Origin of the sequence: Paraburkholderia sejongensis (assembly GCF_020880815.1) — a bacterium.
Classification (GTDB): Bacteria; Pseudomonadota; Gammaproteobacteria; order Burkholderiales; family Burkholderiaceae; genus Paraburkholderia; species Paraburkholderia sejongensis.
In genome coordinates, this window is the sequence record NZ_JAJITD010000028.1 from 34777 (window position 1) to 60683 (window position 25907).

The 25907-nt window shown below is 63.7% G+C and carries 27 protein-coding genes; 9 read left to right on the forward strand and 18 right to left on the reverse strand.

The features are described 5' to 3' along the window. Positions 1 to 167: 167 nt before the first annotated feature. A complete protein-coding gene (locus tag LJ656_RS33135) occupies positions 168 to 1040 on the forward strand; it encodes a DMT family transporter (RefSeq protein WP_425606064.1) in 873 nt (290 codons plus the stop codon). A gap of 63 nt (positions 1041 to 1103) precedes the next feature. On the opposite strand, the gene LJ656_RS33140 is transcribed toward LJ656_RS33135, so the two are convergent. The 7 genes from LJ656_RS33140 to LJ656_RS33170 form a co-directional block, all read right to left on the reverse strand. Continuing rightward, complete coding sequence (locus tag LJ656_RS33140) at positions 1104 to 1265, reverse strand: hypothetical protein (RefSeq protein WP_230513664.1); 162 nt, start codon at positions 1263 to 1265, stop codon at positions 1104 to 1106. A 97-nt stretch (positions 1266 to 1362) separates the two neighbouring features. Next, on the reverse strand, positions 1363 to 2280 hold the full coding sequence (locus LJ656_RS33145) for an MBL fold metallo-hydrolase (RefSeq protein ID WP_230513665.1): 918 nt from the start codon (positions 2278 to 2280) through the stop codon (positions 1363 to 1365). After that, complete coding sequence (locus tag LJ656_RS33150) at positions 2277 to 2750, reverse strand: MaoC family dehydratase (protein WP_230513666.1); 474 nt, start codon at positions 2748 to 2750, stop codon at positions 2277 to 2279. The genes LJ656_RS33145 and LJ656_RS33150 overlap by 4 nt, the downstream gene beginning before the upstream one ends. Beyond that, complete coding sequence (locus LJ656_RS33155; RefSeq protein ID WP_230513667.1) at positions 2747 to 2992, reverse strand: DUF1289 domain-containing protein; 246 nt, start codon at positions 2990 to 2992, stop codon at positions 2747 to 2749. The genes LJ656_RS33150 and LJ656_RS33155 overlap by 4 nt, the downstream gene beginning before the upstream one ends. Positions 2993 to 2997: 5 nt before the next feature. Continuing rightward, complete coding sequence (locus tag LJ656_RS33160) at positions 2998 to 3519, reverse strand: YbaK/EbsC family protein (RefSeq protein WP_230513668.1); 522 nt, start codon at positions 3517 to 3519, stop codon at positions 2998 to 3000. A gap of 44 nt (positions 3520 to 3563) precedes the next feature. Next, a complete protein-coding gene (locus tag LJ656_RS33165; protein WP_230513669.1) occupies positions 3564 to 4490 on the reverse strand; it encodes a hydroxymethylglutaryl-CoA lyase in 927 nt (308 codons plus the stop codon). A 70-nt stretch (positions 4491 to 4560) separates the two neighbouring features. Further along, on the reverse strand, positions 4561 to 5502 hold the full coding sequence (locus LJ656_RS33170) for a 2-hydroxyacid dehydrogenase (RefSeq protein ID WP_230513670.1): 942 nt from the start codon (positions 5500 to 5502) through the stop codon (positions 4561 to 4563). A gap of 344 nt (positions 5503 to 5846) precedes the next feature. Here LJ656_RS33170 and LJ656_RS33175 point away from each other — a divergent pair, with 344 nt between their 5' ends. Both LJ656_RS33175 and LJ656_RS33180 read left to right on the forward strand, forming a co-directional pair. Then, on the forward strand, positions 5847 to 6449 hold the full coding sequence (locus tag LJ656_RS33175; protein WP_230513671.1) for an RBBP9/YdeN family alpha/beta hydrolase: 603 nt from the start codon (positions 5847 to 5849) through the stop codon (positions 6447 to 6449). Positions 6450 to 6556: 107 nt separating this feature from the next. Beyond that, positions 6557 to 7582, forward strand: a complete 1026-nt coding sequence (locus LJ656_RS33180; RefSeq protein ID WP_230513672.1) for a sulfate ABC transporter substrate-binding protein — start codon at positions 6557 to 6559, stop codon at positions 7580 to 7582. Positions 7583 to 7682: 100 nt separating this feature from the next. Here the strand turns inward: LJ656_RS33180 and bioB are convergent, their stop codons facing one another. From bioB to LJ656_RS33235, 11 genes are all read right to left on the reverse strand, one after another. Then, positions 7683 to 8798 carry a biotin synthase BioB gene (gene bioB / locus LJ656_RS33185; RefSeq protein WP_230513673.1) on the reverse strand — a complete coding sequence of 372 codons (1116 nt, stop codon included), beginning with the start codon at positions 8796 to 8798 and terminating at the stop codon, positions 7683 to 7685. A 60-nt stretch (positions 8799 to 8858) separates the two neighbouring features. Next, on the reverse strand, positions 8859 to 9599 hold the full coding sequence (bioD, locus tag LJ656_RS33190; protein ID WP_230513674.1) for a dethiobiotin synthase: 741 nt from the start codon (positions 9597 to 9599) through the stop codon (positions 8859 to 8861). Beyond that, positions 9596 to 10780 (reverse strand): 8-amino-7-oxononanoate synthase, encoded by a 1185-nt coding sequence (bioF, locus tag LJ656_RS33195; protein ID WP_230513675.1) that lies wholly within the window; start codon positions 10778 to 10780, stop codon positions 9596 to 9598. Before bioF ends, bioD begins: the two co-directional genes overlap by 4 nt. Beyond that, positions 10780 to 12153 (reverse strand): adenosylmethionine--8-amino-7-oxononanoate transaminase, encoded by a 1374-nt coding sequence (bioA, locus tag LJ656_RS33200; RefSeq protein WP_230513676.1) that lies wholly within the window; start codon positions 12151 to 12153, stop codon positions 10780 to 10782. Before bioA ends, bioF begins: the two co-directional genes overlap by 1 nt. Positions 12154 to 12592: 439 nt before the next feature. Further along, the gene (locus LJ656_RS33205) at positions 12593 to 13897 is read right to left on the reverse strand and encodes a dienelactone hydrolase family protein (protein ID WP_230513677.1); all 1305 of its coding nucleotides are present in this window, start codon (positions 13895 to 13897) and stop codon (positions 12593 to 12595) included. Positions 13898 to 14509: 612 nt separating this feature from the next. Continuing rightward, positions 14510 to 14965 (reverse strand): YchJ family protein, encoded by a 456-nt coding sequence (locus tag LJ656_RS33210; protein ID WP_230513678.1) that lies wholly within the window; start codon positions 14963 to 14965, stop codon positions 14510 to 14512. Between the two features lie 5 nt (positions 14966 to 14970). Continuing rightward, positions 14971 to 16104, reverse strand: a complete 1134-nt coding sequence (locus tag LJ656_RS33215) for an acyl-CoA dehydrogenase family protein (RefSeq protein ID WP_230513679.1) — start codon at positions 16102 to 16104, stop codon at positions 14971 to 14973. A gap of 21 nt (positions 16105 to 16125) precedes the next feature. Continuing rightward, positions 16126 to 16803 carry an SDR family oxidoreductase gene (locus LJ656_RS33220; protein WP_230513680.1) on the reverse strand — a complete coding sequence of 226 codons (678 nt, stop codon included), beginning with the start codon at positions 16801 to 16803 and terminating at the stop codon, positions 16126 to 16128. Between the two features lie 67 nt (positions 16804 to 16870). After that, positions 16871 to 18079, reverse strand: a complete 1209-nt coding sequence (locus LJ656_RS33225) for an acetyl-CoA C-acetyltransferase (protein ID WP_230513681.1) — start codon at positions 18077 to 18079, stop codon at positions 16871 to 16873. 60 nt (positions 18080 to 18139) lie between these two features. Then, positions 18140 to 19960: a bifunctional isocitrate dehydrogenase kinase/phosphatase gene (gene aceK, locus LJ656_RS33230; RefSeq protein ID WP_230513682.1), complete on the reverse strand. Its 1821-nt coding sequence runs from the start codon at positions 19958 to 19960 to the stop codon at positions 18140 to 18142. A gap of 31 nt (positions 19961 to 19991) precedes the next feature. After that, the gene (locus tag LJ656_RS33235; RefSeq protein ID WP_230513683.1) at positions 19992 to 20396 is read right to left on the reverse strand and encodes a MerR family transcriptional regulator; all 405 of its coding nucleotides are present in this window, start codon (positions 20394 to 20396) and stop codon (positions 19992 to 19994) included. 189 nt (positions 20397 to 20585) lie between these two features. Here LJ656_RS33235 and LJ656_RS33240 point away from each other — a divergent pair, with 189 nt between their 5' ends. The 6 genes from LJ656_RS33240 (at position 20586) to LJ656_RS33265 (ending at position 25336) form a co-directional block, all read left to right on the forward strand. Next, positions 20586 to 21659 carry an MBL fold metallo-hydrolase gene (locus LJ656_RS33240; protein ID WP_230513684.1) on the forward strand — a complete coding sequence of 358 codons (1074 nt, stop codon included), beginning with the start codon at positions 20586 to 20588 and terminating at the stop codon, positions 21657 to 21659. A 223-nt stretch (positions 21660 to 21882) separates the two neighbouring features. Beyond that, positions 21883 to 22911, forward strand: coding sequence for a hypothetical protein (locus tag LJ656_RS33245; RefSeq protein ID WP_230513685.1), 1029 nt, complete (start codon positions 21883 to 21885; stop codon positions 22909 to 22911). A 79-nt stretch (positions 22912 to 22990) separates the two neighbouring features. Further along, entirely contained in the window at positions 22991 to 23470 is a 480-nt protein-coding gene (locus tag LJ656_RS33250) for a hypothetical protein (RefSeq protein WP_230513686.1), read from the forward strand. A gap of 139 nt (positions 23471 to 23609) precedes the next feature. Beyond that, entirely contained in the window at positions 23610 to 24131 is a 522-nt protein-coding gene (locus LJ656_RS33255; RefSeq protein ID WP_230513687.1) for a hypothetical protein, read from the forward strand. 58 nt (positions 24132 to 24189) lie between these two features. Then, a complete protein-coding gene (locus tag LJ656_RS33260) occupies positions 24190 to 24729 on the forward strand; it encodes a hypothetical protein (RefSeq protein ID WP_230513688.1) in 540 nt (179 codons plus the stop codon). 67 nt (positions 24730 to 24796) lie between these two features. Continuing rightward, complete coding sequence (locus tag LJ656_RS33265) at positions 24797 to 25336, forward strand: hypothetical protein (protein WP_230513689.1); 540 nt, start codon at positions 24797 to 24799, stop codon at positions 25334 to 25336. Positions 25337 to 25907 lie beyond the last annotated feature (571 nt).

Here is a 25907-nt window from a genome sequence, read left to right on the forward strand (position 1 = left end):
CGCTTAAGTTTAGCCATGTATTCGCGGGGACCGATTAATTACACTGCCAGTCATACAGGAATCAATCCGGGAATCGAATCATGGCTTCAGAGCAGATCGCTTCAAACCCGCCTTCAACCGGAGCCTCGCGCGGCGAGGCCAACGAAATCCGCCGCGGCGCGGCCGAGATGAGTATCGCGATGCTGATGTCGGGCACGATCGGCTGGCTCGTCGTGTCGTCGCAGCAAAGCCCCTTCAACGTGGTGTTCTTTCGCTGCCTGTTCGGCGGCGCGACGCTCGCGCTCGTGTGCGCGCTGCTCGGCCTGTTTCGCCGCGAGCTGTTCTCGTGGAAGATGCTCGGCCTCGCGCTGCTCGGCGGCGCGGCGATCGTCGCCAACTGGGTGCTGCTGTTCGCCGCGTATTCGCGCGCGTCGATTTCGATGGCGACCGCGGTCTACAACACCCAGCCGTTCATGCTGGTCGCGCTCGGCGCGTTGGTGTTCCGCGAACGCATCAGTGCGTCGACGATCGGCTGGCTCGCGGTCGCGTTCGCCGGCCTCGTGCTCGTCGTGCGGGTCGAGCCGGCCGTGCTCGCGCTGCCGGGCCAATACCTGACCGGCGTCGCGTATGCGGTCGGCGCGGCGGCGATGTACGCGCTGTCGTCGATCATCACGAAGCGCCTGAAGGGCACGCCGCCGCATCTGCTCGCGCTGATCCAGGTGTCGCTCGGCGTGCTGCTGCTCGCGCCGTTCGTGCGCTTCGACGCGCTGCCGGCGAGCGCGACGCAGTGGCTCGAACTGGTCGTGCTCGGCGTCGTGCATACCGGGGTCATGTACGTGCTGCTGTATGGCGCGATCCAGAAGCTGCCGACCTCGATGACCGGTGCGCTGTCCTTCATCTATCCGGTGGTGGCGATCATCGTCGACCGGATCGCGTTCGGGCAGACGCTTGCATGGCTTCAGGTGCTCGGCGCGGCGCTGATTCTGCTCGCGGCGGCCGGCGTCAATCTCGGCTGGCGCATCGTGCCGCGCGGCAAGCCGCTGTCGTCGGGTTCGACGTGATGCCGGCGTCTCGCGTTGAATCGGAAAATGCTACGGATTCCAGATTGATGCGCGCGCCAATCTTCATCGCGCCGCACCGATGTATACGCGCATTTGAAACGGTGCGCGCTCGCGGCGCGGCATGCAGGCAGCAGTAAAGTAATCGTTAAATTTCTGTAGGGAAATCACCGATGCTTTGCAAAAAGCCACCCGCGTATCATTGATAGCGACGCTGATCACGTCCAACAGATGTTCCGCCGCTCGCTTGTCGAGCGGCTTTTCTTTTTGTGGCGGCGGTTTTTTTGCGTGCGGGTTTGTGTGCGGGGTCTATGTGTGACCGCGTTCAGCCGCGCGCGAGAATGCGCGCGCCGTCCACGTCGAGCGGGCCGGCGGGCGTCGCCAGCTCCTTGACTATCCCCTCCAGTAATGCCGGCCATTGGTCGCGCGGCTTCAGCATCGACGCGGCGGCGCGCAGCACGGCCGCGTCGTCGCACATGCGCAGCAGCGTGTCGAAACTCATCTCGCGCACTTCGAGCAGTTTGAACACGATCAGCACTTTCAGCGCGTTCTTCGCGTTGCGAGCGGGATCGGCGCGCAACCATGCGATGCGCGACCACGCGCGTTCAAGCGCCTGTTCGAGATTGCCGAACGGCGTGCCATGGCCCGGAATCACGACGCGCACGTCGAGCGTCGCGATCGTATCGAGCACCGCCTGCTGCTCGGCGAAACCGCTTTCGCCTTCGAGCTCCGGAAAGATCACGCCGAAGCCGTTTTCCCACAGCGCGTCGGCGCTGATCAGCACGCGCTCTTCGGCGCAGTAGAGCATCAGCGAATGCGGGTCGTGGCCGGGCGCGCCAAGCACCTGCCAGTCGAGCGCGCCGAGCCGCAGCCGCGCGCCGGGCGCAATCGTGCCGGTGAAGCCGAACCGCTCGCAGCGTTGGCCGGTCGCGCGAAAGCTCAGACGCGCGTCGTCCCAGTCGCGCACCGCGCCGGCCTCGGACGCGGGGATCAGCGTGCGGCACGGCCAGGTGGATTGCAGCAGCGCGTTGCCGCCGCAGTGGTCCGAATGCAGATGCGTGTTGACGATCAGGTCGAGCGGCCGGGCACCCAGTGCATTGCGCACCAGCGCGACGGTTTGCGGCGCGTGCGTCGCATAGCCGGTGTCGATCAGCGCCGCGCATGCGCTGTCGATGAGCAGCACGTTGTTCGACGACAGCCAGCCGCGTTCGAACACGCGGATCGATGCCGGCAGCGCGATCATGGTGTCGCTGCCTGAGCGTCGACCGCGGCGTCCGAGCCTGGCTTCGGCATCACCAGAATCGTCGACGTGCCGGTCAGCATCAGCTCGCCGCGTTGATTGACGACCGAGCCCTCGAGCATCGTCAGATCGCCGTTCAGGCTCGGCTTCCAGTGCGCGTCGCGCACCCGCCATGTGATCGTCAGCGTGTCGTGCGCGTGCACCGCTTTTTTCAGCTTGATGTCGAATTCGAGCCCGAGGGGCTGCGCGTAGGTCGAAAAGTGCGTGGCGAGCAGCGCCATGAAATACGCGGTGGGCTGCGTGCCCGATGCGATCAGCCCGCCGAAGCGGCTTTGCGCGGCATACGCTTCGTCGTGATGCAGCGGATTGAAATCATGGACGAGCGTCGCGAATTGCCTGATCGATTCGACCGACAGATCGAGCGTCGAGCAGAAGGTCTCACCGATCGTGACGACGCGTGGCGCGGCTTTCATCGCGGCTCCTTCGAGGGTTTCGCATGGGCCGCCATGAACGTGAGATGACGGGTTTCGAGCACGTCCCACACCGCGCGTTTCGCGGCGTTGTCGAAGCCGGACCAGCCGGCGATCTCGTCGATCGTGCGCAGACACCCTTCGCACCAGCCGGTCGCCGCATCCATCCTGCACACGTTGATGCACGGCGACGGCACCGAGCCGTCGTCGTTCTCTTCGCCGTTGCTGGCGTGTGTTGTCGCCATCGCGCTCAGACGGGCTCGCGCAGTGCGACGTCAACGACCGGCGCGCCGGTCAGCGCGATCAGCTCCTGTGCGGTCAGATTGAACACCGCGTGCGGATGACCGGCGGCGGCCCACAGGCTATCGAGTTCGAGCAGGTCGGCGTCGATCAGCGTGACCGGTTCCGTGGCGTGACCGACCGGGCAGACTCCGCCGATCGCATAGCCGGTCTTTTCGCGCACGAACTTCGCGTCCGCGCGGCCGATCTCGCCGACCTGCGCGGCAACCTTCTTTTCATCGACGCGATTCGCGCCGCTCGCGATCACCAGCACCGGCGCGTCGTCGTCGCGCCGGCGAAACAGGATCGACTTGGCGATCTGCGCGACCGAACAGCCAAGTCCGGCAGCCGCTTCGGCGGAGGTCTTGCCGGTTTCCGGCAGCATCACGATGCGGCCCGCGTGACCGCGTTCGCGCAGCAGCAGCGCGACGCGGCGCGCCGTGTCGGGCAGCGCGGCGAGATCGTCGGATTCGAAGGACGCGAGTTCGTTCATCGTTGGAGATCCTGATTGAAAAGTGAGGTGATGTCAGTTGCCGCTCAGACGCAGCTGTTCGCTTCGCTGCGCGCCTTCGCGAGCAGCGCCTTGCCGGCACGCGAGACGGTGGGCCGGCCGATTGCGGTCGAAATGAAGTCGCCGATCTGCACCACTTGCGCGAGGTCGATACCGGTCTCGATGCCCAAGCCGTGCATCAGATACAGCACGTCTTCGGTCGCGACGTTGCCGGTCGCGCCCTTCGCATACGGACAGCCGCCGAGCCCGGCGACCGACGCGTGGTAAATCTCGATGCCTTCGAGCAGCGCCGCATAGATGTTCGCGAGCGCCTGGCCATAGGTGTCGTGGAAGTGGCCGGACAGCCGTTCGCGCGGGAACACCCTGGTGACCGCTTCGAACACTTCGCGGGTGCGCTGCGCGGTGCCGACGCCGATCGTATCGGCGATATCGATCTCGTCGCAGCCGAGCGCCGCGAAGCGTTCGACGACGTCGACCACCGACGCGACCGGCACCTCGCCCTGATACGGGCAGCCGAGCGCGCACGACACGCTGCCGCGAATGCGCAGACCGTGCTCCTTCGCGGCGGCCGCGACCGGCGCGAAGCGCTCGATGCTCTCGGCGATGCTGCAATTAATGTTCTTCTGCGAGAACGCCTCGCTGGCCGCGCCGAAGATCACGATCTCGTCCGCGCGCGCGGCGAGCGCGCCTTCGAAGCCGCGCAGGTTCGGCGTCAGCACCGAATAGATCGTGCCGTCGCGACGCGCGATGCCGCCCATCACGTCGGCGCCGTCGGCCATCTGCGGCACCCACTTCGGCGACACGAACGACGCGGCTTCGACATTGCGAAAACCCGCCGCGGACAGCCGGTCGATCAGTTCGATCTTGGTCGCGGTCGGGACGAATTCCTTTTCGTTCTGCAGTCCGTCGCGCGGACCGACTTCAACGATTTTCACCTGCTTCGGTAAGGCCATGATCTGTCTCCGGTCTCTAGCGATTCTGTTGCGGTTTCAGCGAATCCGTTTGCGGTCCGAACGTTGCGCGTCAATAGCCGCGCTCGAGCTGGACGACGCCGCTCACCGGCTCGCCGCGCATGAGCGCATCGATCTTGCGCGCGATCTGCGCGACGCTTTCCTCGCGCAACGTCAGCGCCGACACATGCGGGGTGATCGTGATGCGCGGCTCGCGCCAGAACGGGTGGTCGGCGGGCAGCGGTTCTTCATGGAATACGTCGAGCGTCGCGGCGCTGAGCTGGCCGCTCGCGAGCGCGTCGAGCAGATCCGCTTCGACCAGATGCGCGCCGCGCGCGACGTTGATCAGATAAGCGCCGCGCGCGAGCTTCGCGAAGCTTCGCGCGTTCAGTACGCCCTCGGTGTCGGGCGTGCGCGGCAGCAGATTGACCAGCACGCTCGCGCCGTCGAGAAACGCGTCGAATTGCGCTTCGCCCGCGAACGTCGTGATGCCGTCGATCTGCTTCGCGCTACGGCTATAACCGCGCACGGGCAGACCGAATGACGCGAGCGTTTGCGCGACCCGGATGCCGAGCACGCCGAGCCCGAGCACGCCGACGGTGAAGCGCTCGCGCGGATGCGGTTTCAGTACCTGCCAGCGACGTTCGCTTTGCTGTGCCTGGTATTCGTCGAAGCGGCGCAGATAACGCAGCACCGCGTACGTCACGTACTCGGCCATCTGCGCGCCCATGCCGGTGTCTTCGAGGCGAATCAGCGGCACGTTGCGCGGCAGTGTGCCGGGCCGTTCGCGTTCGAGCGCGAGCATCGCATCGACGCCGGCGCCGAGATTGAAGATCGCGCGCAGCGAGTCGCGGCCGGCCAGCATTTCGGCCGGCGGCCGCCAGACGATCGCGAAGTCGGCCGGCGCGTGGTCGCCCGGTTGCCATTCGCGCAGTTCGGCGGCCGGCAGCGCGCGGGCGAGATCGTGCAGCCACGCGGCGGCGTCGGTACTGGACTGGTAGAAGAGGACTTTCATCGGCTCGGGCTTGCGCAAGCGCTGAGGTTCGCGGCAGCGGGGCGGAGCCGGCTCGCGCCGGCGCAACGTGGCCGCGCCGCGGGCGGCGCGTGGCGTGCGTGGCTCGGGTGACGCGGCTGGGACAGCGCGTGCGGCATCGGGGTCTCCTCCCGCTATGGATAGGCGTCATTCTACTTTTTCGACGCCGATCGCGCGCACTTGCGCACGGACGTGCGTTTCGTCGCTCGCGCGCTGCGCCGCGTGAGGTGCCCGTATCGCCGATAACCAAAGCACAAAAACTTGGTTCGTGCGCGCGCGGTCGCGCGTGACAATGACTGCCCGGATTCTCGCAGCGAGGCACCGCTATGCTTTCATGCACCCGATCGACGTGGCCGCCGCGGCTCGTCACCGTTCCCGGCCTGCACGGCAGCGAAGGCGCGCATTGGCAAAGCTGGCTCGAGCGGCAGTTCGCGCGCTCGCTGCGGGTCGAGCAGGCCAACTGGGATGCACCCGATATCGCCGGCTGGGCGAACTCGCTGCGCGAGTTGCTCGCGCGCGAACGCGGCCCATTTGTGCTGGCCGCGCATAGCTTCGGCTGCCTCGCGACCGCGCACGCGCTGCAACAGAGTTCGCTCGTGAGCGACGTGGTCGGGGTGTTGTTCGTCGCGCCCGCGAGTCCGCGCAAGTTCGCGTTCGCCGGGCCGTTCGACGCGCGCCGGCTCGGCGTGCCGTCGATCCTGATCGGCAGCGAAACCGATCCGTGGATGTCGCTCGCCGACGCCCGCGATCTCGCGCACCGGTTCGGCAGCGCGTTCGTGAATCTCGGCGACGCGGGGCATATCAACACCGCGGCCGGCTTCGGGCCGTGGCCGCGCGCGAAGTATTTCATCGACACGCTGGTGCACTGCGCGGCGCCGCTGCGGTTTCGCGAAGAGGAGTTCGAGGTCGCGCAGCACGTGCTGATGTGAACGCCGCGTCGATCTGAGCGCAGCGCGATTGGTAAGCAATCCGTTAGAATCCCGCTTCACGCCGCAGGTGCGGCCACAGGTTTTCTTTACCGACAGGCGGGGACAGGATGAAGGGCAACACGGGGACAATGCGCTGGCTCGCAGCCGGCATCACGGCACTCACGCTCGCGAGCGGCGGCATGTCGAGCGCATACGCGGAAACGGCGCTGCTGAACGTGTCGTACGACGTGACGCGCGAGCTGTACAAGGACATCAACGCGGGTTTCATCGCGGCGTACAAGCAGAAGAGCGGCGAGACCATCGCGGTGCGCCAGTCGCACGGCGCGTCGAGCGCGCAAGCGCTGTCGGTGCTGCAAGGTCTGCAGGCGGACGTCGTGACGATGAACCAGCCGAACGACATCGATCTGCTCGCGGAGAAGGGCCATCTCGTTCCGGCGAACTGGCGTGCGCGCCTGCCGGACGACAGCGCGCCGTACACGACCACGATGGTGTTCCTCGTGCGCAAGGGCAACCCGAAGCACATCAAGGACTGGGACGATCTCGCGAAGCCGGGCATCCAGGCGGTGATCGCAAATCCGAAGACCTCGGGCAACGGCCGCTATTCGTACCTTGCCGCATGGGGTTTTCGCAAGCAGCACGGCGGCACCGATGCGCAGGCGCAGGACTTCGTGAAGGCGATCTTCCGCAACGTGCCGGTGCTCGATACCGGCGGCCGCGGCGCGACGACCACCTTCACGCAGCGCGGTATCGGCGACGTGCTGGTCACGTTCGAGAACGAAGTGTCGCTGATCGACACGGGCGTCGGCGCCGGCAGCTACGAAGCGGTGTATCCGTCGGTGAGCCTGCTGGCGGCGCCGCCGGTGTCGATCGTCGATAAGGTGGTCGACAAGCGCGGCACCCGCAAGGCGGCGCAGGCGTATCTCGACTATCTGTGGACGCCGGCCGCGCAGGAAATCATCGCGCAGCATCATCTGCGGCCGCGTAACAAGGACGTGTTCGCGAAGCACGCTGCCGAGTTCAAGCCGCTCAAGACCTTCACGGTCGAAGAGATGTTCGGCAGTTGGCAGAAAGCGCAGGATACGCATTTCTCCGACGGCGGTACGTTCGATCAGATCATCGTCGATCGCAAGTAAGGCCGGGAAGTTTGCTGCGAAATAAAAGGGCTGCCCCGCTGTGCGCGGGGCAGCCCTTTTTACATGCGCGCGTTTTTGCGGCGCGCGCTAGCGACGATGCCTAGTTCGTCGAAGCGTGAGCGTGCTCGGCATCACCGTGCGAGCAGCCGCGCTCGCAACCGCTTTGCTCGGCCGGCATCTGCTGCGCGGCCTCGGCGCGAATGCCCAGACGTTCGAGCAGCTTGCGGTCCGCTTCGGCCTGCGGGTTGCTGGTGGTCAGCAACTGGTCGCCGTAGAAAATCGAGTTCGCGCCGGCGAGGAAGCACATCGCCTGCAGCGCTTCGTCCATCTGCTCGCGGCCGGCCGACAGCCGCACCATTGCGCGCGGCATCGTGATACGCGCAATCGCGATCGTGCGCACGAATTCGAACGGGTCGATCGCCTCGGTGCCGGTGAGCGGCGTGCCTTGCACCTGCACGAGGTTGTTGATCGGCACCGATTCCGGATACGGCTCCATGTTCGCGAGCTGCGCGATCAGCCCCGCGCGCTCGCGGCGCGACTCGCCCATTCCGACGATGCCGCCGCAGCACACGTTGATGCCCGCGTCGCGCACGCGTTCCAGCGTGTCCAGACGGTCCTGATAGGTACGCGTCGAAATGATCTGGCCGTAGAACTCCGGCGACGTATCGAGGTTGTGGTTGTAGTAGTCGAGGCCCGCGTCGCGCAGCGCCTGCGCCTGGTGCGTCTCCAGCATGCCGAGCGTCACGCAGGTTTCGAGGCCCATCGCCTTCACGCCGCGGATCATGTCCTTGATCGGTTCGAGGTGGCGGTCTTTCGGATTGCGCCACGCGGCGCCCATGCAGAAGCGGGTCGCGCCGTTCTGTTTGGCGACCTGCGCGGCGGCCAGCACGTCGTCGACGGCCATCAGCTTGTCGGCTTCGAGGCCGGTGTCGTGATGGACCGATTGCGGACAGTACGCGCAATCCTCTTCGCAGCCACCGGTCTTGATCGACAGCAGCGTCGACAACTGCACCGCGTTCGCGTCGAAATGCTCGCGATGCGTTTGCTGCGCGCGGAACAGCAGGTCGTTGAACGGCAGTTCGTACAGCGCGACGATGTCGGCGACGCGCCAGCGCGCGAGCGATTTTGCATCGGCGGTGGTCGCGTTCGTGTTCGTGTGCGGGTTGATGGCGGCGGCCGTGTCGGCCGCGCTCGGGGTGATGTTCAGTTGGGTCATGAGTTCGATCCTCGTGTACGGATACGGATGAATAAGGTTCGGCGCAGCAATCCGGCGGTGTTATGCGTCGTGCGCTTCGCGCAGCGTCCGCAGCAGCCGTTGAATGTCGAGCTGTTCGGCGGCCTGCTCCGGCGAGCGCGGATTCAGATGCGGGACGATGCCGAGCAGCGGCGCGTCGTACGCTTGCGCCAGATGCGCGCGAATCGACGCGATGTTTTCGTCGGGAAAAGTCATTTCAGGGTCGATCCGGTTCGCAACCCAGCCCGCGAGCCTGAGCCCGCGCGCGGCGATCGCTTCGGCGGTCAGCAGCGCGTGGCTGATGCAGCCGAGCCGCATGCCGACCACCAGCACGACCGGCAGCTTCAGCGCGACCGCGAGATCGGCGGTGTCCTCGGTCGCGGTCAACGGCACCCGGAAGCCGCCGACGCCTTCGACCACCACCACGTCCGCAAGCTGTACCGCTTGCCGGTGGCATTCGACGATGTGCGCGAGATCGAAGCGCACGTTCTGCAGCGCGGCCGCGATATGCGGCGCGGCCGGTTCCTTCAGCAGATACGGGGTGCGCATTGCGGGCGGCAGCAGCACGCTCGATGCGGCGTCGAGCTGATCCGCGTCTTCGTTGTGCAGCACGCCGTCGAGTTCGAACGCGCCGGCCGCGACCGGCTTCATCGCGGCCGCCTGCAAGCCCGCGCGCACGAAGCCGCGCAGCAGCGCGGACGACACGAAGGTCTTGCCGATCTCGGTGTCGGTGCCGGTGACGAACAGTGACAGCGCGCCGTTGGCGTGATTCGCGTGGCTCATGCGGCGTTCGCTCCCAGTTGTTGCAGACCGGCTTCGAGCCGGTCGAGATCCGCGTGCGAGTGCGCGGCGGACAGCGAGATGCGCAGCCGCGAGGTGCCGGCCGGCACGGTCGGCGGCCGGATCGCGGGGACCCACAGCCCGGCGCGATCGAGCGACGCGGCCAGTTCTAGCGTCGCATCGTTCGCGCCGATGATCAGCGGCTGCACGGCGGTGTGCGAATCGACGGGCAACCACGGGGTTGCTTTCAGCAGCGCGCGGGTGCGTTCGATCAGCTCGCGCAGATGCGCGCGCCGCTGGTCGCCTTCCGCACCGCCGATGATCCGCAAACTCGCCGACACCCCATACGCGGCCGCCGGCACCGACGCGGTCGTGAAGATATACGGCCGCGCGCGTTGCACCAGCCATTCGATCACCGTCGCATGCGCGACGACGAACGCGCCGGACACGCCGGCTGCTTTGCCGAGCGTGCCGATCGAAATCAGATGCGGCGAGCGCAGCGCGGCTTCGGCGATCGCGCCGCGGCCTTGCGGGCCGAGCACGCCGAAGCCGTGCGCGTCGTCGACGATCAACCACGCGCCGTGGCGCTGCGCGAGTTCGAGCAGACGCGGCAGCGGCGCGACGTCGCCGTCCATGCTGAACACGGTGTCGGAGACGATCACCTTCACGTCCGCATCCGACGCTTCGAGCATCGCGCTCAACGCTTCCATATCGCAGTGCGGGTAGATCTGCACGTCGGCGCGCGACAGCCGCGCGCCGTCGATCAACGACGCGTGATTCAGCGCGTCGGAAAACAGCGTGGTGCCGCGGCCCGCGAGCGCGGTCAGCGTCGCGAGATTGGCCATATAGCCGGTGCTGAAGTAGAGCGCGCGCGGTTCGGCGACGAAGCCGCCGGCGAATTCAGCGAGGTCGTCTTCGAGCTGCGCGTGCGCGCGCGAATGGCCGCCGAGCAGATGCGAGCCGCCGCTGCCCGCGCCGTAACGGCGCGCGCCTTCGGCGATCGCGTCGATCAGCTGCGGATGCGCGGCGAGACCGAGATAGTCGTTGCTCGCAAAGCCGATGATCTGGCGGCCGTCGACGGTCATGTGCGCGGCGCACGGCGTGTCGGCAATGCGGCGGCGACGTCGCAACCCGCGCGCGTCGAGTTCTTTGAGCCCCTCGGAGAGCGTGTCGAGTAGATGCATCAGCAAAGCTCCGCGAGCGTGGCGTCGAAAGTTTCGCGCGTGCGGGCGGCGAGCAGCGCGAGTTCTTCGTCGTCGAGGATGTACGGCGGCATCAGATACACGGTGGTGCCGATCGGGCGCAGCAGCAGTTCGCGCTGCAACGCGTTTTCGAAGAAGCGCCGCGAAAACGTTTTGGCATGTTGAGGGTCGTCGAGCACCGCGTCGAACGCGAAGATCGTTCCGCATTGGCGCAGGTTGCGTACGTGCGGATGCTCGCGGAGCGGCGCGAGCGCGGCTTTCAGCGTCGCGACTTTGCGCGCGTTGGCGGCCAGCACGTCGTCGCTTGCGAACAGGTCGAGCGTGGCGAGCGCTGCGCGGCACGCGAGCGGGTTGCCGGTGTACGAGTGCGAGTGCAGGAAGCCGCGCGCGGTGTCGTCGTGATAGAAGGCCGCGTAGATTTCATCGCGCGACAGCACGATCGACAGCGGCAGATAACCGCCGCTGATCCCTTTCGACAGACACAGGAAGTCCGGCCAGACGCCGGCCTGTTCGCTCGCGAAAAAGGTGCCGGTGCGCCCGCAGCCGACCGCGATTTCGTCGGCAATCAGATGCACGCCGTAGCGGTCGCACAACGCGCGCAAACCCGCCACGTACGACGGATCGTGCATCGCCATGCCGGCCGCGCATTGCACCAGCGGCTCCACGATCAGCGCGGCGATCCTGTGCGCGCGCGCATCGAACAGCGTGCGCACGTTATCGAGCGCGCGGCGCGCGAGGTCGGCGGCGGATTCGCCGGCCTGCGCGAGCCGCGCATCGGGCGATGCAACCACGTGTGCATGACGGATCAGCGGATCGTATGCGTCCTTGAACAGCGCGACGTCGGTCACGCCGAGCGCGCCGATCGTCTCGCCGTGGTAACTGTTGGCAATGCAGACGAATTCCTGCTTGTCCGCATGGCCGCGATTGCGCCAGCTGTGAAAGCTCATCTTCAGCGCGATTTCGACCGCCGACGCGCCGTCCGACGCGAAAAACGCATGGCCGAGCGTGTCGCCGGTCAGCGCGCGCAGCCGCTCGGCGAGTTCGACCGCGGGCTCGTGCGTGCAGCCGGCGAGCATCGCGTGTTCGAGCGTGTCGAGCTGATCTTTCAGCGCCCCATTGATGCGCGGGTTCGCGTGGCCGAACAGATTGACCCACCACGAGCTGATCGCATCCAGATAGCGATGGCCGGCGCGATCGTAGAGCCACGCGCCCTGACCGCGCGCGACGGGGATCAGCGGCAGACGTTCGTGATGCTTCATCTGCGTGCAGGGATGCCATACCGCTTTCAGACTGCGGGCGACCCAGTCGTCGGCGACGACGGGCGGTGCAACGGAAGGTGCTGCTGAGTTTTCCAAAGGGGGTACTCCAGGATGCTTTTCTACCGCTGGCTCGCGAGGCGACTTTTGGGCCCCTGTTTGAAGGGGCTTTCGCGGCGCCGCGCAATTTTTCGGCCGGCGACGCGCGAGCCTCGACGAGCGCGCGGGGTCGAGATTAGCGGTTTCTCGGGCCGCGCGCACCTGGTCCGCAACGCCCGTTTTTCGTTGTCGCGCCGGGGTTTGGCGCTGTTCGATGCAGCTCGAATGACATCGCTAGCGAAGCTCGCAAATCGCCGCAGATGACGACGTCAAAGTAATGGGCGATTACTGGCGAGAATTTGGGGCGACGGGGCTTTTGGGGGACCGCGTAAGGTGAAAAGCGTGGGCGTGGCAGTGCTGCGCCGATGGCTGCGATCCAAAAGAAAAAGGCCTGCTGGTTCAGCAGGCCTTCGTCTCTTCGAGCGGAACTACTCGCGTGTCATTCGCGGCTCGCCAGCGCGCGGCGCTCGTCGCCATTCGCGTTACCCGCGTCGGCCGTGCGCGAATCCTGGTGGCCCCACACCACCGAGTTATCGACCGCGTACAGCTTGCACGGATCGGCGCTCTGCTTCTGGCAATTGTTGATCGCGACCGACATCGGATTGTCGCCGCCCTCGGCCCACGACCATGCGCCCGAATCCGACACCGCGAACGCGCGGCTCGGGTACTGATGCAGGAAGTTGCGATAGCCGTTGCGGCCCGCTTCGTCGAGGTACGGCACCGCATCGATCGCGTCGAGCGCGGCGAAGCCGGTCGCCTTCGGCGCGGCCGGATCGGCGACCTGATACTGCACCGCGGTCGGCATGCCGGCGCGCGCGAGGAACGCTTCGACCGACGGCCACCACACGTGCACGCCGTCGCGATCGCCGACGAGCCGATGCGCGTCGTTCTTGTAGTTGCCGAAATCGACCATCTTCACGTTCGCGCCGTGCGCGCGGTACGCGGCGTACATGCCGGCGACGAGCGGGGCGTTCCACACCGAATCGTTATTGCCGTACAGCCACAGCGACGGAACTTTGGTGTGCTCGCCATAGCTGCCGAACGCGCGGGTCAGATTGCCCTGCCAGTCGGTGCACGCGTCCTGACGCAGGCCGCCCGAGAAATTGATCAGCGCGCGCACGCCGGGCATCGCTTCGGTGCCGTACGCGATCGTCGCGAGACCGCCGTGCGAGGTGCCGGCCACCGCGATGTGAGTGGCGTCGACATACGGTTGCTTCGACATGTAGTCGATCGTCGCGGCGACGTCGCCGGCCTGGCTCAGGCCATTGGCTTCGACATCGCAGCCGTCCTGCTGGTACACGCCGCCCGACTCGCCGAAGCCCTGGCGGTTCGGCGCGACCACCACGTAGCCGCGGCGCACGAATTCGCGCGCGAACGGCAGCGGGTCGCTGCGTTCCTGGGTGCGCGGGTCGCCCTGGATCTTGCCGTGGTTGAACACGATCATCGGGAACGGGCCGCGGCCGTCCGGTTTGTAGATCGTCGTTTCGAGCGTGATCGAGCCGTCGGCGTCGACCGGCACGCGAATGATCTGTTCGTTCAGGTGGGCGACGGGCAGATAGGCGTCGTCGAGCGCGAGGCGCGGCACGCGGGCGCTCGACAGCGGTCCCTGGGTGTCGGACAGCGGCGTCGCATCGACGGCGGCAGCGGGCGTCGCGCGCAGCGGATCGGCGTGCGCGATCGCGACAGCACAAGTGGCCGCGGCGCAGATCGCCGCACACTGCTTCAGTACCTTGCTCAACACCATTGACGCACCTGCCTGAAAGACCTGTCCCGAACTCCGTGCCCTCTGGTTGCCGAATCGCACTGCTTTTTTCGACAAACAGATTCACTCGCGTGCGTTGTGCGCAAAGCGCACGCACGCCAGTCGAGATCGCACGGGATGAACCCAACGGCCGACGCGACCCCACGCGCCGATGATGAGCGTCACTGGATGCACGTCGAACCGCCGCGGCTCGCGAGTACGTGGCGGCCGGCACGGTTTCCTGCACATCTTGCGGAGCGGGTGTGACTCGCTCTCGCAACGTGACGTCATGAAACTACGGACTCATCCTGGCACGACAATTTTGTTTTGTGCAATCAAGGAGAACCCGGGCCGAAAAAATTTCTGCCTTGCTGGCTGACGCTTCGAAGGCATGGCCGGCGAGGCTTGGGGCGCGGTGGCGGGAGGTGATGGGGAAAGGTCGTGTAAGCGCTGTGGCGCGGGGCCAACAGGGGAATGTTCAATGCAGCGCTTAAAGAAAAGGCCTTCGATGAAGGCCTGATGTAAAGCTCTGCTAACTACGCCGAGGGATCGTGAAAGACAGCGGAAAGATTCGGCGTTCAATGCAGTGAGCGCTTAATGAAACAGAATGATTGCCTAGTCATTAACGTCGCCATCAACATAACGCCAGCGTCCATCGTCACCGCGCACGAAGCGGCTCAATTCGTGCAGCCGATGCGCGCGTCCCGCCACTTTGTAGCGGGCGATGAATTCGACCGTCGCGTGCCCGGCGTCGCTTTGCGCGAACGATTTGATCTGCAGTCCGAGCCAACGCGGCGCATCGGGCGCGGCCGGATCCGCGTCGAGATCGGCGGGGCAGGTGCGCGGATCCCAGGTCGCGCGCAGGTAGTCGGTTGCGCCCAGGACATACGCGCTGTAGCGCGAGCGCATCAGTTCGAGCGCGCGCGGCGCGGCTTCGCCGCCGTCGATATAACGGCCGCAGCACTCGGCGAAGCGCGGGGCCCTGGCGGCCGCGCCGCTGCGGGTTTCGGGTGTCGTGCCGCCGCACGGACAGTCGACAGGTCGTTGCTTGGACAACAATGGCTTATTCATCAAGTTCAGTGGTTGAGCGCGCGGGCGATCAGAATCTTCTGGATATCGCTGGTGCCTTCGTAGATCTGGCACACGCGCACGTCGCGGTAAATCCGCTCGACCGGGAAGTCGCTCAGATAGCCGTAGCCGCCGTGAATCTGCAGCGCGGCCGAACAGATGCGCTCGGCCGCTTCGGATGCGAACAGCTTGGCCATCGCCGCTTCGGTCAGGCACGGCTGGCCGGCGTCTTTCAGCGACGCCGCATGCCAGATCAGCTGGCGCGCGGCTTCGAGTTGCGTCGCCATCTCGGCAAGGCGGAACTGTACCGCCTGATGCGAGAACAGCGGCGCGCCGAAGCTCTCGCGCTCCTTCGCGTAGCTCAGCGCGGCCTCGAACGCGGCGCGCGCCATGCCGACGCTCTGCGCGGCGATGCCGATGCGCCCGCCTTCGAGACCCGACAGCGCGATCCGGTAGCCTTCGCCCTCCGCGCCGATCAGGTTCGCGGCCGGCACGCGGCACTCGTCGAACACGATCTGCGCGGTGTCCGACGAATGCTGGCCGAGCTTTTCTTCGACGCGGGCGACCACGTAGCCGGGCGTCGCGGTCGGCACGATGAACGCGCTGATGCCGCGCTTGCCGGCCGTTTTATCGGTGACGGCCATCACGATCGCGACGTCGCCGTTCTTGCCGCTGGTGATGAACTGCTTGACGCCGTTCAGCACGTACGCGTCGCCGTCGCGGGTGGCGGTGGTGCGCAGCGCCGACGCGTCCGAGCCCGCTTGCGGTTCGGTCAGGCAGAACGCGCCGAGCATCTCGCCGCGCGCGAGCGGGGTGAGCCAGTCGCGTTTTTGCGCGTCGTTGCCGTAGCTGAGCAGGATGCTGCACACCGGGCAGTTGTTGACCGAGATCGCGGTCGAGGTGCCGCCGTCGCCGGCGGCGATTTCCTCGAGGATCAGCGCGAGCGCGAGCGCGTCCATGCCGGCGCCGCCATACGCTTCGGGCACCAGCACGCCGTATGCGCCGAGTTCGGCGAGCTGCTTGTGCACGTCGCGCGGGAAGGTGCGGTCGCGATCCCATTGCGCCGCGTACGGCGCGATCGCGTCGCGAACGAAGGTGCGCAGCGCGTCGCGCACCATCAGGTGGTCCTGGTCAAGCACCATGTGGGTGTCTCCTCGCGTTGCTCACCAATCGAGTTGCGTGCCGTCGTACTGGAAGAACTTGCCGTTGAACGCTTCGCGCGACGCCGCCGCCTGCGCCAGTACTTCGCGCATGCCGGTGACGCTGCGCGACGGGTCGAGCGCGGCCTGCGAGCCGCCCATATCGGTGCGGACCCAGCCCGGATGCAGCGATACGCAGGTCGCGCGCCGCGCTTCGAGCGACGTGAGTTTCAGCACGTTGTTCAGCGCCGCCTTGCTCGCGCGATACAGCCAGCCGGTCGTGCCGGTCGCATCGGTGGTGCTGCCCATATGGCTCGAAATCACCGCGAGCACGCCACCCGCTTCCTCGACCAGCGGCAGCAGCACCGGCAGCAACTGCATCGGGCCGCGCACGTTGGTGTGCATCACGTGGTCGAAGTCTTCGGCGGTGATCGTTTCTATCCCTTCGGTGCGCGGGCCGTACACGCCCGACACGACGATCGCCGCATCGAGCCGTTCGCCGTCGAGCTTCCAGCCGAGCGCGGCGATTTCGTCGGGGGCGGTCACGTCGAGCGCGAAAGTGTGCGCGCCGAGTTCGGCGAGCGCATCGAGCGCGGCGCCGTCGCGCGCGGTGGCTAGCACGCGCCAGCCGCTCTTCTGGTACTGGCGGACGAATTCCTGGCCGATGCCTCGCGATGCACCGACGATCAATACTGTTTTCATCGTATTCCTCAAGGTTTTGCCGAGTCTCTTGCCGAATCTTTTGCCGAGCCGCGGCGGATGCCGCGCGTCAGACCAGTTCGATACCCATCGCGGTCGCTTCGCCGCCGCCGATGCACAAGGTTGCGACGCCGCGCTTGCCGCCGCGTTTTTTCAAAGCGCCGATCAGCGTGACCAGAATGCGCGCGCCCGAAGCGCCGATCGGATGGCCGAGCGCACAGGCGCCGCCGTTCACGTTGACCTTGTCGTGCGGCAGGTCGTGTTCCCGCATCGCCGCCATCGTGACGACCGCGAACGCTTCGTTGATCTCGTACAGATCGACGTCGGCCGCGCGCCAGCCGTTCTTCTCGAACAGCTTGCGGATCGCGCCGACCGGCGCGGTGGTGAATTTCGACGGCTCCTGCGCGAAGGTCGAATGACCGACCACGCGTGCGAGCGGCGTGACGCCAAGACGCTTGGCGGTCGATTCGCGCATCATCACCAGTGCGGCCGCGCCGTCCGAAATCGACGACGAGTTCGCCGCGGTCACGGTGCCGGTCTTGCTGAACGCGGGCTTCAAGGTGGGGATTTTGTCGAGGTTGGCCTTGAACGGCTGCTCGTCGTGCGTGATCGTGATCTCGCCTTTGCGGTCCGCCACTTTCACCGGCGCGATTTCCCAGTCGAACGAGCCGTCCTCGTTTGCGCGCTTCGCGCGGTTCAGCGACTCGACCGCGAACGCGTCCTGCGCTTCGCGAGTGAATTCGAACGACGCCGCGCATTCCTCCGCGAACGTGCCCATCAGGCGACCTTTGTCGTACGCGTCTTCGAGGCCGTCGTAGAACATGTGGTCGAGCACCTGGCCGTGGCCCATGCGCATCCCGCCGCGTCCCTTCGGCAACAGATACGGCGCATTGGTCATGCTTTCCATCCCGCCGGCGACGATCACGTCGAGCGAGCCGGCGGCGAGCATGTCGTGCGCGAACATCGCCGCGCGCATCCCCGAGCCGCACATCTTGTTGACCGTCGTGCAGCCGGCCGCGAGCGGCAGCCCCGCGCCGAGCGAGGCCTGACGCGCGGGCGCCTGGCCGAGACCGGCGGGCAGCACGCAGCCCATCACTACTTCGTCGATCTGTTCCGGTTTGAGCCCGGCGCGCCGCACCGCGGCTTCGATCGCGACCGCGCCGAGCTGCGGCGCGGTCAGGGTCGCGAAGTCGCCCTGAAAGCCCGCCATCGGCGTGCGCGCGGCGCCGACGATGACGATCGGGTCCGACGGGTTTGCAGCGAGATTTGCATCACTCATCATCAAGCTCCTTGAGTGCCCGGCCGCCGACGCGACCGGACCGTTACCTGAGAGTCGGGCTTACGCCGCGCGCGCGTCGGGTGCATCCGCTCGCGTGTTGCCGGGCGCGGCGGTGAAGCGTTCCGGATAGCGCACGCAAAAACGCACGCTCTGGTCGTACGGAAAAAAGTCGGGCAGCTCGCCCTTCAACAGATGATCCTTGTGGGTTTGCCACAACGCGGGCTCGAAAAAGTCCGCGTGATGCTGCATGAACGAACGGCGCACGCGCGGATCGCCAAGCAGGAACGTGCCGTAGGTTTCCGGAAAAATATCGTGCGGGCCGACCGCGTACCACGGCTCGCCCGACATTTCGTCTTCCTCGTTGCGCGGCGGCGGCACCGCGCGCACATTGCAGTCGGTCAGGTACTCGATTTCGTCGTAGTCGTAGAACACCACGCGGCCATGACGGGTGACGCCGAAGTTCTTGTACAGCATGTCGCCGGGGAAGATGTTCGCCTGGATCAGTTCCTTCACTGCATTGCCGTATTCCTTGATGCCGTGCTCGACGTCGGCGTCGTTGCCGTTTTGCAGGAACAGATTCAGCGGCACCATGCGCCGCTCGATGTACAGATGGCGAATCACCAGATTGTCGCCGTCGTATTCGAGCAGCGACGGCACTTCCTTTTTGAGCTCGCGCAGCAGCGCGTCGTCGAGTCGCGACAGCGGCAGCGCGACGCTCGAATATTCGAGCGTATCGGCCATTCGGCCCAGCCGGTCGTGACGTTTGACCAGTTGATACTTTTCCTGGATCTTCTCGCGGGTGGTTTCCTTCGGCGGCGGGAAGTTGTCCTTGATCACCTTGAACACATACGGAAACGACGGCAGCGTGAACACCAGCATCACGAGTCCCTTGATGCCGGGCGCGACGATGAATCGATCGCTCGAATGCGACAGGTGATGCAGCAGATCGCGATAGAACAGATTCTTGCCCTGCTTCTGCAGACCCAGCGACGTATAGATTTCCGCCTTCGGTTTGCCCGGCATGATCGTGCCGAGGAACTGGACGTACGCGGACGGCACTTCCATGTCGACCAGAAAGTATGAGTGCGAGAAGCTGAAGATGATCAGCAGCTGTTCGCGCCGCAGCAGCACGGTGTCGAGCGCGAGTACGCCGGGGCGCACGTGACGCAGCGGCACAGCGAACGGCAGCAGCGCGTCGCCGTTGATGATGCGGCCGACGATATGCGCGGCCTTGTTGCGAAAGAACAGCGACGAGAGCACGTGAATCTGGAAGTTCGGCGCTTCGTCGAATACGCCGAACGCGTCGTGGATCGATTGCACCACGCAGCCGACGTCGCGTGTCAGGTCCTCGAACGGCGCGTCGAGCTGGAAATTCGTGACGATTCGCTCCAGCGTCGCGGCGAGTCCGTCGGTACCCGGGTAATACGCGCGATACGTCGGCTTCGCGGCCGGCTCGTCGTTCTCGATGTATTCGGTCGAGATGGCCGGGCGCACGAAGATGAAGTCGTTGTTGAAATACGAGCGGTGCAGAATCTTGCAGCACACCGAATTAAAGAACGTTTCCGCGCATTCGGGCTGGCGATGCGAGGTCAGCAGACCGATGTAATGCAACTTGATCTGCTGCCAGACTTCGCTGTCGATGTTCTCCGCGTCGTATTCGTCTTCGAGCCGGACCACGCATTCCTTCACGCGCTCGTCGTAAGAGGTGATGCGCTCGCGTGCGAGCCGTTGCAGACCGTGCCAGTCGCCGGTTTCGAACAGTGTTTTCGCGCGAATCGCGGCGTCGCGAAAGACCCGGTAATGGCGGTCGAAACCTTCGAGCATCGTCTGCGCGACGTCGAAGCCGATTTGCGACGACAGCAGTTTGGGAAAGTGATTCATAAAGCGCGAACTCCCGGGGCGCCGGTCAAAGTCAGGCAGGCTTCGCGTCGTGCTTGCCGTTCTCGAGCAACGCGCGCGCCTGTGCTTCGTACTGCGAGAGATCTTCGAGCGTTGCGTCGAGATCTTCGCGCTGACGCTCGAGTACTTCGCGATGACGCGCGACGGTCGCGAGAAACGCGTGCAGTTGCGGCACGGTGTCGGTCGGCGATTCGTAGACGTCGAGCAGGTCGCGGATTTCGGACAGCGTGAAGCCGAGCCGTTTGCCGCGCAGCGTGAGTTTCAGGCGCGTGCGATCGCGGCCCGAATAGACGCGCCGCAAGCCGCTCGAACCTTCGCGGCTCGGCGAGAGTAAACCCTGATCCTCGTAGAAGCGGATTGCGCGTGGCGTCACGTCGAATTCGCGCGCGAGCTCGGTGATCGTGTATTGGGTATTCATCGGGAGATCTCGTGGCCGCCGGTGGCCGCGCATGACCACGCGTGGCGGTGGTGCCCGGCACAAAAGCGGATTGAACGATAGAATCGACGTTTACGTTATCGTCAAGTAGAGCGGAAAGCAACCACAACCAGGCCGACCGGTATCGCATACCTCGCCATGCCGGAAGGTCGACGGAGGAAGACAGTCCCCATGAATGCACTCGAACACCAACTCCAATATCCCTTCAACGACACGATGCCCGACTCGGGCCGCACGATGGAAGTCGCGCCTGGCGTGCTGTGGCTACGGATGCCGCTGCCGTTCGCGCTCGACCATATCAATCTGTGGCTGCTGCGCGATGAGATCGACGGGCAGCAAGGTTGGACCGTGGTCGATTGCGGGATTACGTCGGACACGATCAAGCAGAACTGGGAGAACGTGTTCGACACGGTGCTGGGCGGGCTGCCGGTGTTGCGGGTGATCGTCACGCATTGTCACCCGGACCATATCGGCCTCGCGCACTGGGTGTGCAGCGGCGGCGACAAACAGCGCTGGGATGCGCGCTTGTGGATGACTCACGGCGAATACATGCAGGCACGCGTGATGGCGACCGGCGACGGCTCGAACGCGGGCGGCGAGGCCGCGGCGCGGCACTTCGCGCGGCATGGTTTGAACGATGCCGAGTCGCTCGACAAACTGCGTAATCGTAAGAGCTACTACACGAGTCTGGTACCGGCGATTCCCGCGCAGTACCGGCGTCTGCGCGAAGCGGACGAACTGACGATCGGTGCGCGCACATGGCGTGTGGTGACGGGCTTCGGCCATTCGCCTGAGCACTGCGCGCTGTATTGCGAAGAGACCGGCACGCTGATTTCGGGCGATATGGTGCTGCCGCGCATTTCGACGAACGTGTCGGTGTTCGATATCGAACCGGAAGGTTCGCCTTTGGCGCTGTATCTCGGTTCGCTCGGCCGCTATGAAGAGATGCCTGAGGATACGCTGGTGCTGCCTTCGCATGGCAAGCCGTTTCGCGGCGTGCGCACGCGCATTCAACAGTTGCGCGAGCATCACGACGCGCGGCTCGCGGAAGTGCGCGACGCATGCGCGGAAAAACCGTGCAGTGCGGCCGATATCGTGCCGATCATGTTCAAGCGTCAACTCGATATCCATCAGATGACGTTTGCAATGGGCGAGGCGCTCGCGCATTTGCATCTGTTGTGGTTTGCCGGTGAGTTGAAGCGGACGCAGGATCAGGATGGGGTGATCCGCTTTTCGGCTGGTTGAGCGGCGACGGTTTTTTAGTCCTTTAATTCGTTGAGTAGGTGAGAGGCCCGGTTGCGCTGGTTGCGCAACCGGGCTTTTCTTTTAGGACTCGGCTTATTTGGTGAAATAGGACTATTGATCGATATCAAGGTTCTTGCGGAAAAAATAAGGAGATGTCCGCTGGTTGGTGTTTCGCGATTAGGATTCGGGTCTCGTTTGGCGAAACGCGAGGTGCGGAGTCCTGATGGTCTTTAGTCGAAGTTTGATGCACATAGAGGATGGGTGGTCGTTTTCCGTGGCCTCCTATTGGCGTCTGATTAACCCGCAACCTGATCGCGAGGAGCTCGCCGAGGTCGAGCAGGCATTGAAAGCCGCGCATGATGACTTTATGCGGGACGTGAGTCCGTGGTCATGGACGTCGAGCAGTTGGGACATGCATAAGCTGCGGGGGCTGTTGAGCAATACAGATCCCAGTACTCAACGCGTTCACATGAAGAGCGACCATCAGGTGGCTCGGGAGATTTATGAACTGCTCGAGCGTCGCAAGCTGATTTTTGTGCCCGCTCCGTGGGAGTTGAAACGGTTTATCGACGAGGAGAGGGTGAAGAAGGCGAGGGGGCTTGGGGGGGAGTTGGGTGGGGCGGCGGTGCGGGACCAGGCGGGTACTGTGGAACGAAGTGCTGTGAGCGTTTTGCGGAGGCCCGTGGCGCCTGCGCCCGTGGCAGAGTTTTTGGAGAAGGAGGTCGGAGAGGATGTTAGAGCGTTGCTCCGGAAGTCTCCGAGTCTGGTGGTTGACCTGAAAACATTGGGGGACGCGGGGTGGGAAATGGAGTATGGCGAAGCGGGGAAGGGTTCGCACGTGAATCGCTACCTGCAGATCATCATTCTCGACTCCGGCCTAAAGAGGCGCCCAACTAGTTACGCGCAGGTTTTGTCTCATGAAGTCGGTCACGCAATGAATCCGTACGAGCCCGACTATTCGTCAAAGTCTGCTTACCTTCAAGGCACGCTCGAAGATGAGGCGGCGGCGACAATGAGCAATATCCGCACGCAGCGCGAAATCCTCGCTAGTCACGGTCCGGACATCGGCGTCGGGGGTGTGAACAGCGCGGCATACAACGCTGCGTACGACAAATTCCTGCTGGACGACAATGCTGTCGCGTGCCGGCAAGCAATTGCGACTACGTTCGGAACTGAGGTGACATCGAACACCGGACAGACTTACGCGGACTACTACGGGAGCTGGTATGAAGAGGGATACCCGTCCGATTAGGACGTTTGCAATGCTAAGCGCGGCAAGCTGGTTTGTCGGATGCAGCGCTTTCGCCGGACAACATGGAAAGGATTCATCGATGACGCAACTGGATACGACACTGTGGCAGACCATCGACACGTTGGTGGAGCAGATACCGTTCACCAAAGCCAAAGTCGAAAGCGTGCTCATGACACAACTAGCGGAGAAAGATGCTAGTCGAAGGGCAATCCCGAACACCGCATTCGAGTTCTACGTTGGCGGTCCAATCGGGCTGTTGGACGGCATTGTGATCGGCAATGTGGATCTTCGTATCCGCCGCGAGCCAGGTCATCCGGGGTTCCTTGTACTAAACCAGTTCAGTGGCGCCTGTATTTCACTTGCGACCGTTCGCGCACATTACGGCAACCTCAAAATGACCGACTATCCGCGCGGACGCTCGGCGTACGAGACCGCAGCGTTTTCCGCCATTCTTCCTTGGGGGAAATTGTCCTTCGGTTTTCTCGAGCGCAATCTAGGCTGTCTCGAAGGCATATCTTTCGCTCCGCACTTGATGGAAGCGGGCGGCACAACTAAATGATGAAGTGTTTCTTTTAAAAGAGCGGTTAGACCGATGGGGTGGACGATTCCGGCGCGAAAGCGCAACGACAACTTCTGATGTGGATATGACTGGCTGTAGTCGCCGAGGCAAACTGGTCGCTTCTTTCGCGGGAATAGGCTTGGCAACTTTTCTTGCCGGAGGCAACGTCTCGGCTAAAGAGGGCGGAGTGCAACCGGCCATGACGCTGTGGCAAACCGTTGAAGCCCTCGTGCAGCAGATTCCATTCACTAAGACCAAGGTCGAAAACCTGCTACTAACGCCGTTGGCCGTAAAAGACGCTAGTCGCAGCCCGATCCAGAATACTGCCTTTCAGTTCTACATAGCTGGTCCGATCAGACTTTCGGACGACACCACGATCAGCAGGGTGGACTTACGAATCCGTCACAAGGCAGGGCACCCTGGCTTCCTTGTGCTCAATCTGGAAGGCGCTTGCGTCGGTCTGGAGACGGTGCGCGCCCATTACAGCGACCTTAAGGTCACAGATCGCCCGCGGGGAAGATCGCTTGACGAAGTCACTTCCTATACAGCGACGCTTCAATGGGGCGAATTGTCGTTCAGTTTCAAGGAACGTAACCCCACCTGTCTCTGGTCGTTAGCTTTTGATCCTACGGTGGTGGAAGGAGACGATACGACGATGTAAGGCTAGTGTTGCCAGAACGATGCACGGTACCTATCTAAAGTTGGCGCGTTGGTGCGTAATGCCAGCAGTGCTTTTCCAGGTCGCTTCGCTTGCCGGATGCCACAGCGTTGCTGGGCGATTCAGGGCGCACGCGGACAACACGCCTTGGCAGACCATCGACACGTTGGTGGAGCAGATTCCCTTCACCAAAACCAAAGTCGAGAACGTAGTCATGACTCAATTAAATGTGAAAGATACTAGCCAGAGCCCGTTTCCGAATACTGCTTTCCAGTTCTATATGGGTGGTCCGATCCCACTATCGAACGGCATGCTGATCAGCAAAGTGGATTTGCGGATCCGTCACAAGCCCGGGCATCCTGGCTTTCTCGTACTCAATCTTGACGTAACTTGCACTGAATTGGCCGAGGTACGCGCTCATTACAGCGATCTCAGGGTTACAGATCGACCGCGGGGAATATCGCTTGATGAAGTCACGTCATATTCCACGGAGCTTCAGTGGGGAAAACTATCCTTTAGCTTCAAGGAGCGGAATCCGAAGTGTCTTTCTTCTGTGGCTTTTAAGCCGACGCTGATCGAGACGGGCAGTGTTGGGGAGTGAGGGCGTGGCTGTCAGATGTGCGTCGGTTGCTAAATCAAATCAGGTGCGCCGACCGACGATATTCGTAGTGCTCGACGTGCTTGTCGTTGTGAGCTTCCTCGCTGGATGCGGCCTTACGGGCGAGCGGCAGAAAGCGCGACCGGACATGACGCTGTGGCAGACCATCGGCGCGTTGGTACAGCAGACTCCTTTCACCAAAGCCAAAGTCGAAAACGTACTCATGACTCAGTTGAACGTGAAAGATACTAGCCGAAGTCCGTTTCCGAATACTGCTTTCCAGTTCTATATAGGTGGTCCGGTTCAACTATCGGACGGCATGCTGATCAGTAAGGTGGATTTACGTATCCGTCACAAGCCCGGACATCCAGGCTTTCTCGTGCTTAGGTTGGTGGGCGGCTGCATCACTCTCAAAACAGTGCGCAACCGCTATCAAGACTTGATAGTCACAGAGTATCCAAAAGGACAATCGCTTGATGAAGCCTTGGCATTTTCCGCATTCTTGGAGTGGGGGGGGCTATCCTTTGGTTTCGTTGAGCGCAACCCTGGCTGCCTCGCATATCTGGCATTCGATCCTAAGTTTGAACACGACAACGTACCGCATCAATAAAAGTCGAGTTGGTTTTGGCATAAAAGCTACCGTGGTGACGGGACTAGACACAGTGCCGAGGGCGCGGTTTGATCGGCTTCGGCTGCCGCCCCTGACCGGAAGACGCGTGATAACGCGTCGTTCAACCGCCTCGCCCACAAAAATGCGGCCCGGTTGCGCTGGTTGCGCAACCGGGCTTTTCTTTTAGGACTCGGCTTATGCGGTGAAATAGGACTATTAATCTATATCAAAGTTCTTGCAGAAAAAATAAAGAGATGTTCGCTGGTTGCTGTTGCGCTGTTAGGATTCGAGCCTCGTTTGGCGAAACGCGAGGCGCGGAGTCCCGATGATTTTTGGTGAAGATTTATCGTACATAGAAAATGCGAGCGAATTCTCGTTTGACTCATGGTGGAGTTCCTCTCGGGACCCACTGACCCGCGAGGAACGCGAAGAAATAATGCAGGCTTTGTGGAGTAGCCCCTTGATTCTCAGGACACGTGGCACCCCTTAAAATAAGAGGGAGTCTTGTGACTAGTTTCAAGCCTAGGCAAATCGTGGAAAGCATTGAAGTTCTGACAGAGCCGGAGCGCCG

Excerpts from the sequence above, each read along its gene's own strand:
- LJ656_RS33215 (WP_230513679.1), bottom strand. The coding sequence starts at position 16,104 with ATGGTGCTTGACCAGGACCACCTGATGGTGCGCGACGCGCTGCGCACC.
- LJ656_RS33170 (WP_230513670.1), bottom strand. The coding sequence starts at position 5,502 with ATGAAAGTCCTCTTCTACCAGTCCAGTACCGACGCCGCCGCGTGGCTG.
- aceK (WP_230513682.1), bottom strand. The coding sequence starts at position 19,960 with ATGAATCACTTTCCCAAACTGCTGTCGTCGCAAATCGGCTTCGACGTC.
- LJ656_RS33210 (WP_230513678.1), bottom strand. The coding sequence starts at position 14,965 with ATGAATAAGCCATTGTTGTCCAAGCAACGACCTGTCGACTGTCCGTGC.
- LJ656_RS33260 (WP_230513688.1), top strand. The coding sequence starts at position 24,190 with ATGCCAGCAGTGCTTTTCCAGGTCGCTTCGCTTGCCGGATGCCACAGC.
- bioF (WP_230513675.1), bottom strand. The coding sequence starts at position 10,780 with ATGCATCTACTCGACACGCTCTCCGAGGGGCTCAAAGAACTCGACGCG.
- LJ656_RS33165 (WP_230513669.1), bottom strand. The coding sequence starts at position 4,490 with ATGGCCTTACCGAAGCAGGTGAAAATCGTTGAAGTCGGTCCGCGCGAC.
- LJ656_RS33150 (WP_230513666.1), bottom strand. The coding sequence starts at position 2,750 with ATGAAAGCCGCGCCACGCGTCGTCACGATCGGTGAGACCTTCTGCTCG.
- LJ656_RS33250 (WP_230513686.1), top strand. The coding sequence starts at position 22,991 with ATGACGCAACTGGATACGACACTGTGGCAGACCATCGACACGTTGGTG.
- LJ656_RS33205 (WP_230513677.1), bottom strand. The coding sequence starts at position 13,897 with ATGGTGTTGAGCAAGGTACTGAAGCAGTGTGCGGCGATCTGCGCCGCG.
- LJ656_RS33155 (WP_230513667.1), bottom strand. The coding sequence starts at position 2,992 with ATGGCGACAACACACGCCAGCAACGGCGAAGAGAACGACGACGGCTCG.
- bioB (WP_230513673.1), bottom strand. The coding sequence starts at position 8,798 with ATGACCCAACTGAACATCACCCCGAGCGCGGCCGACACGGCCGCCGCC.
- LJ656_RS33220 (WP_230513680.1), bottom strand. The coding sequence starts at position 16,803 with ATGAAAACAGTATTGATCGTCGGTGCATCGCGAGGCATCGGCCAGGAA.
- LJ656_RS33160 (WP_230513668.1), bottom strand. The coding sequence starts at position 3,519 with ATGAACGAACTCGCGTCCTTCGAATCCGACGATCTCGCCGCGCTGCCC.
- LJ656_RS33180 (WP_230513672.1), top strand. The coding sequence starts at position 6,557 with ATGAAGGGCAACACGGGGACAATGCGCTGGCTCGCAGCCGGCATCACG.
- LJ656_RS33235 (WP_230513683.1), bottom strand. The coding sequence starts at position 20,396 with ATGAATACCCAATACACGATCACCGAGCTCGCGCGCGAATTCGACGTG.
- LJ656_RS33225 (WP_230513681.1), bottom strand. The coding sequence starts at position 18,079 with ATGAGTGATGCAAATCTCGCTGCAAACCCGTCGGACCCGATCGTCATC.
- LJ656_RS33135 (WP_425606064.1), top strand. The coding sequence starts at position 168 with ATGAGTATCGCGATGCTGATGTCGGGCACGATCGGCTGGCTCGTCGTG.
- bioD (WP_230513674.1), bottom strand. The coding sequence starts at position 9,599 with ATGAGCCACGCGAATCACGCCAACGGCGCGCTGTCACTGTTCGTCACC.
- LJ656_RS33175 (WP_230513671.1), top strand. The coding sequence starts at position 5,847 with ATGCTTTCATGCACCCGATCGACGTGGCCGCCGCGGCTCGTCACCGTT.
- LJ656_RS33245 (WP_230513685.1), top strand. The coding sequence starts at position 21,883 with ATGGTCTTTAGTCGAAGTTTGATGCACATAGAGGATGGGTGGTCGTTT.
- LJ656_RS33240 (WP_230513684.1), top strand. The coding sequence starts at position 20,586 with ATGAATGCACTCGAACACCAACTCCAATATCCCTTCAACGACACGATG.
- LJ656_RS33145 (WP_230513665.1), bottom strand. The coding sequence starts at position 2,280 with ATGATCGCGCTGCCGGCATCGATCCGCGTGTTCGAACGCGGCTGGCTG.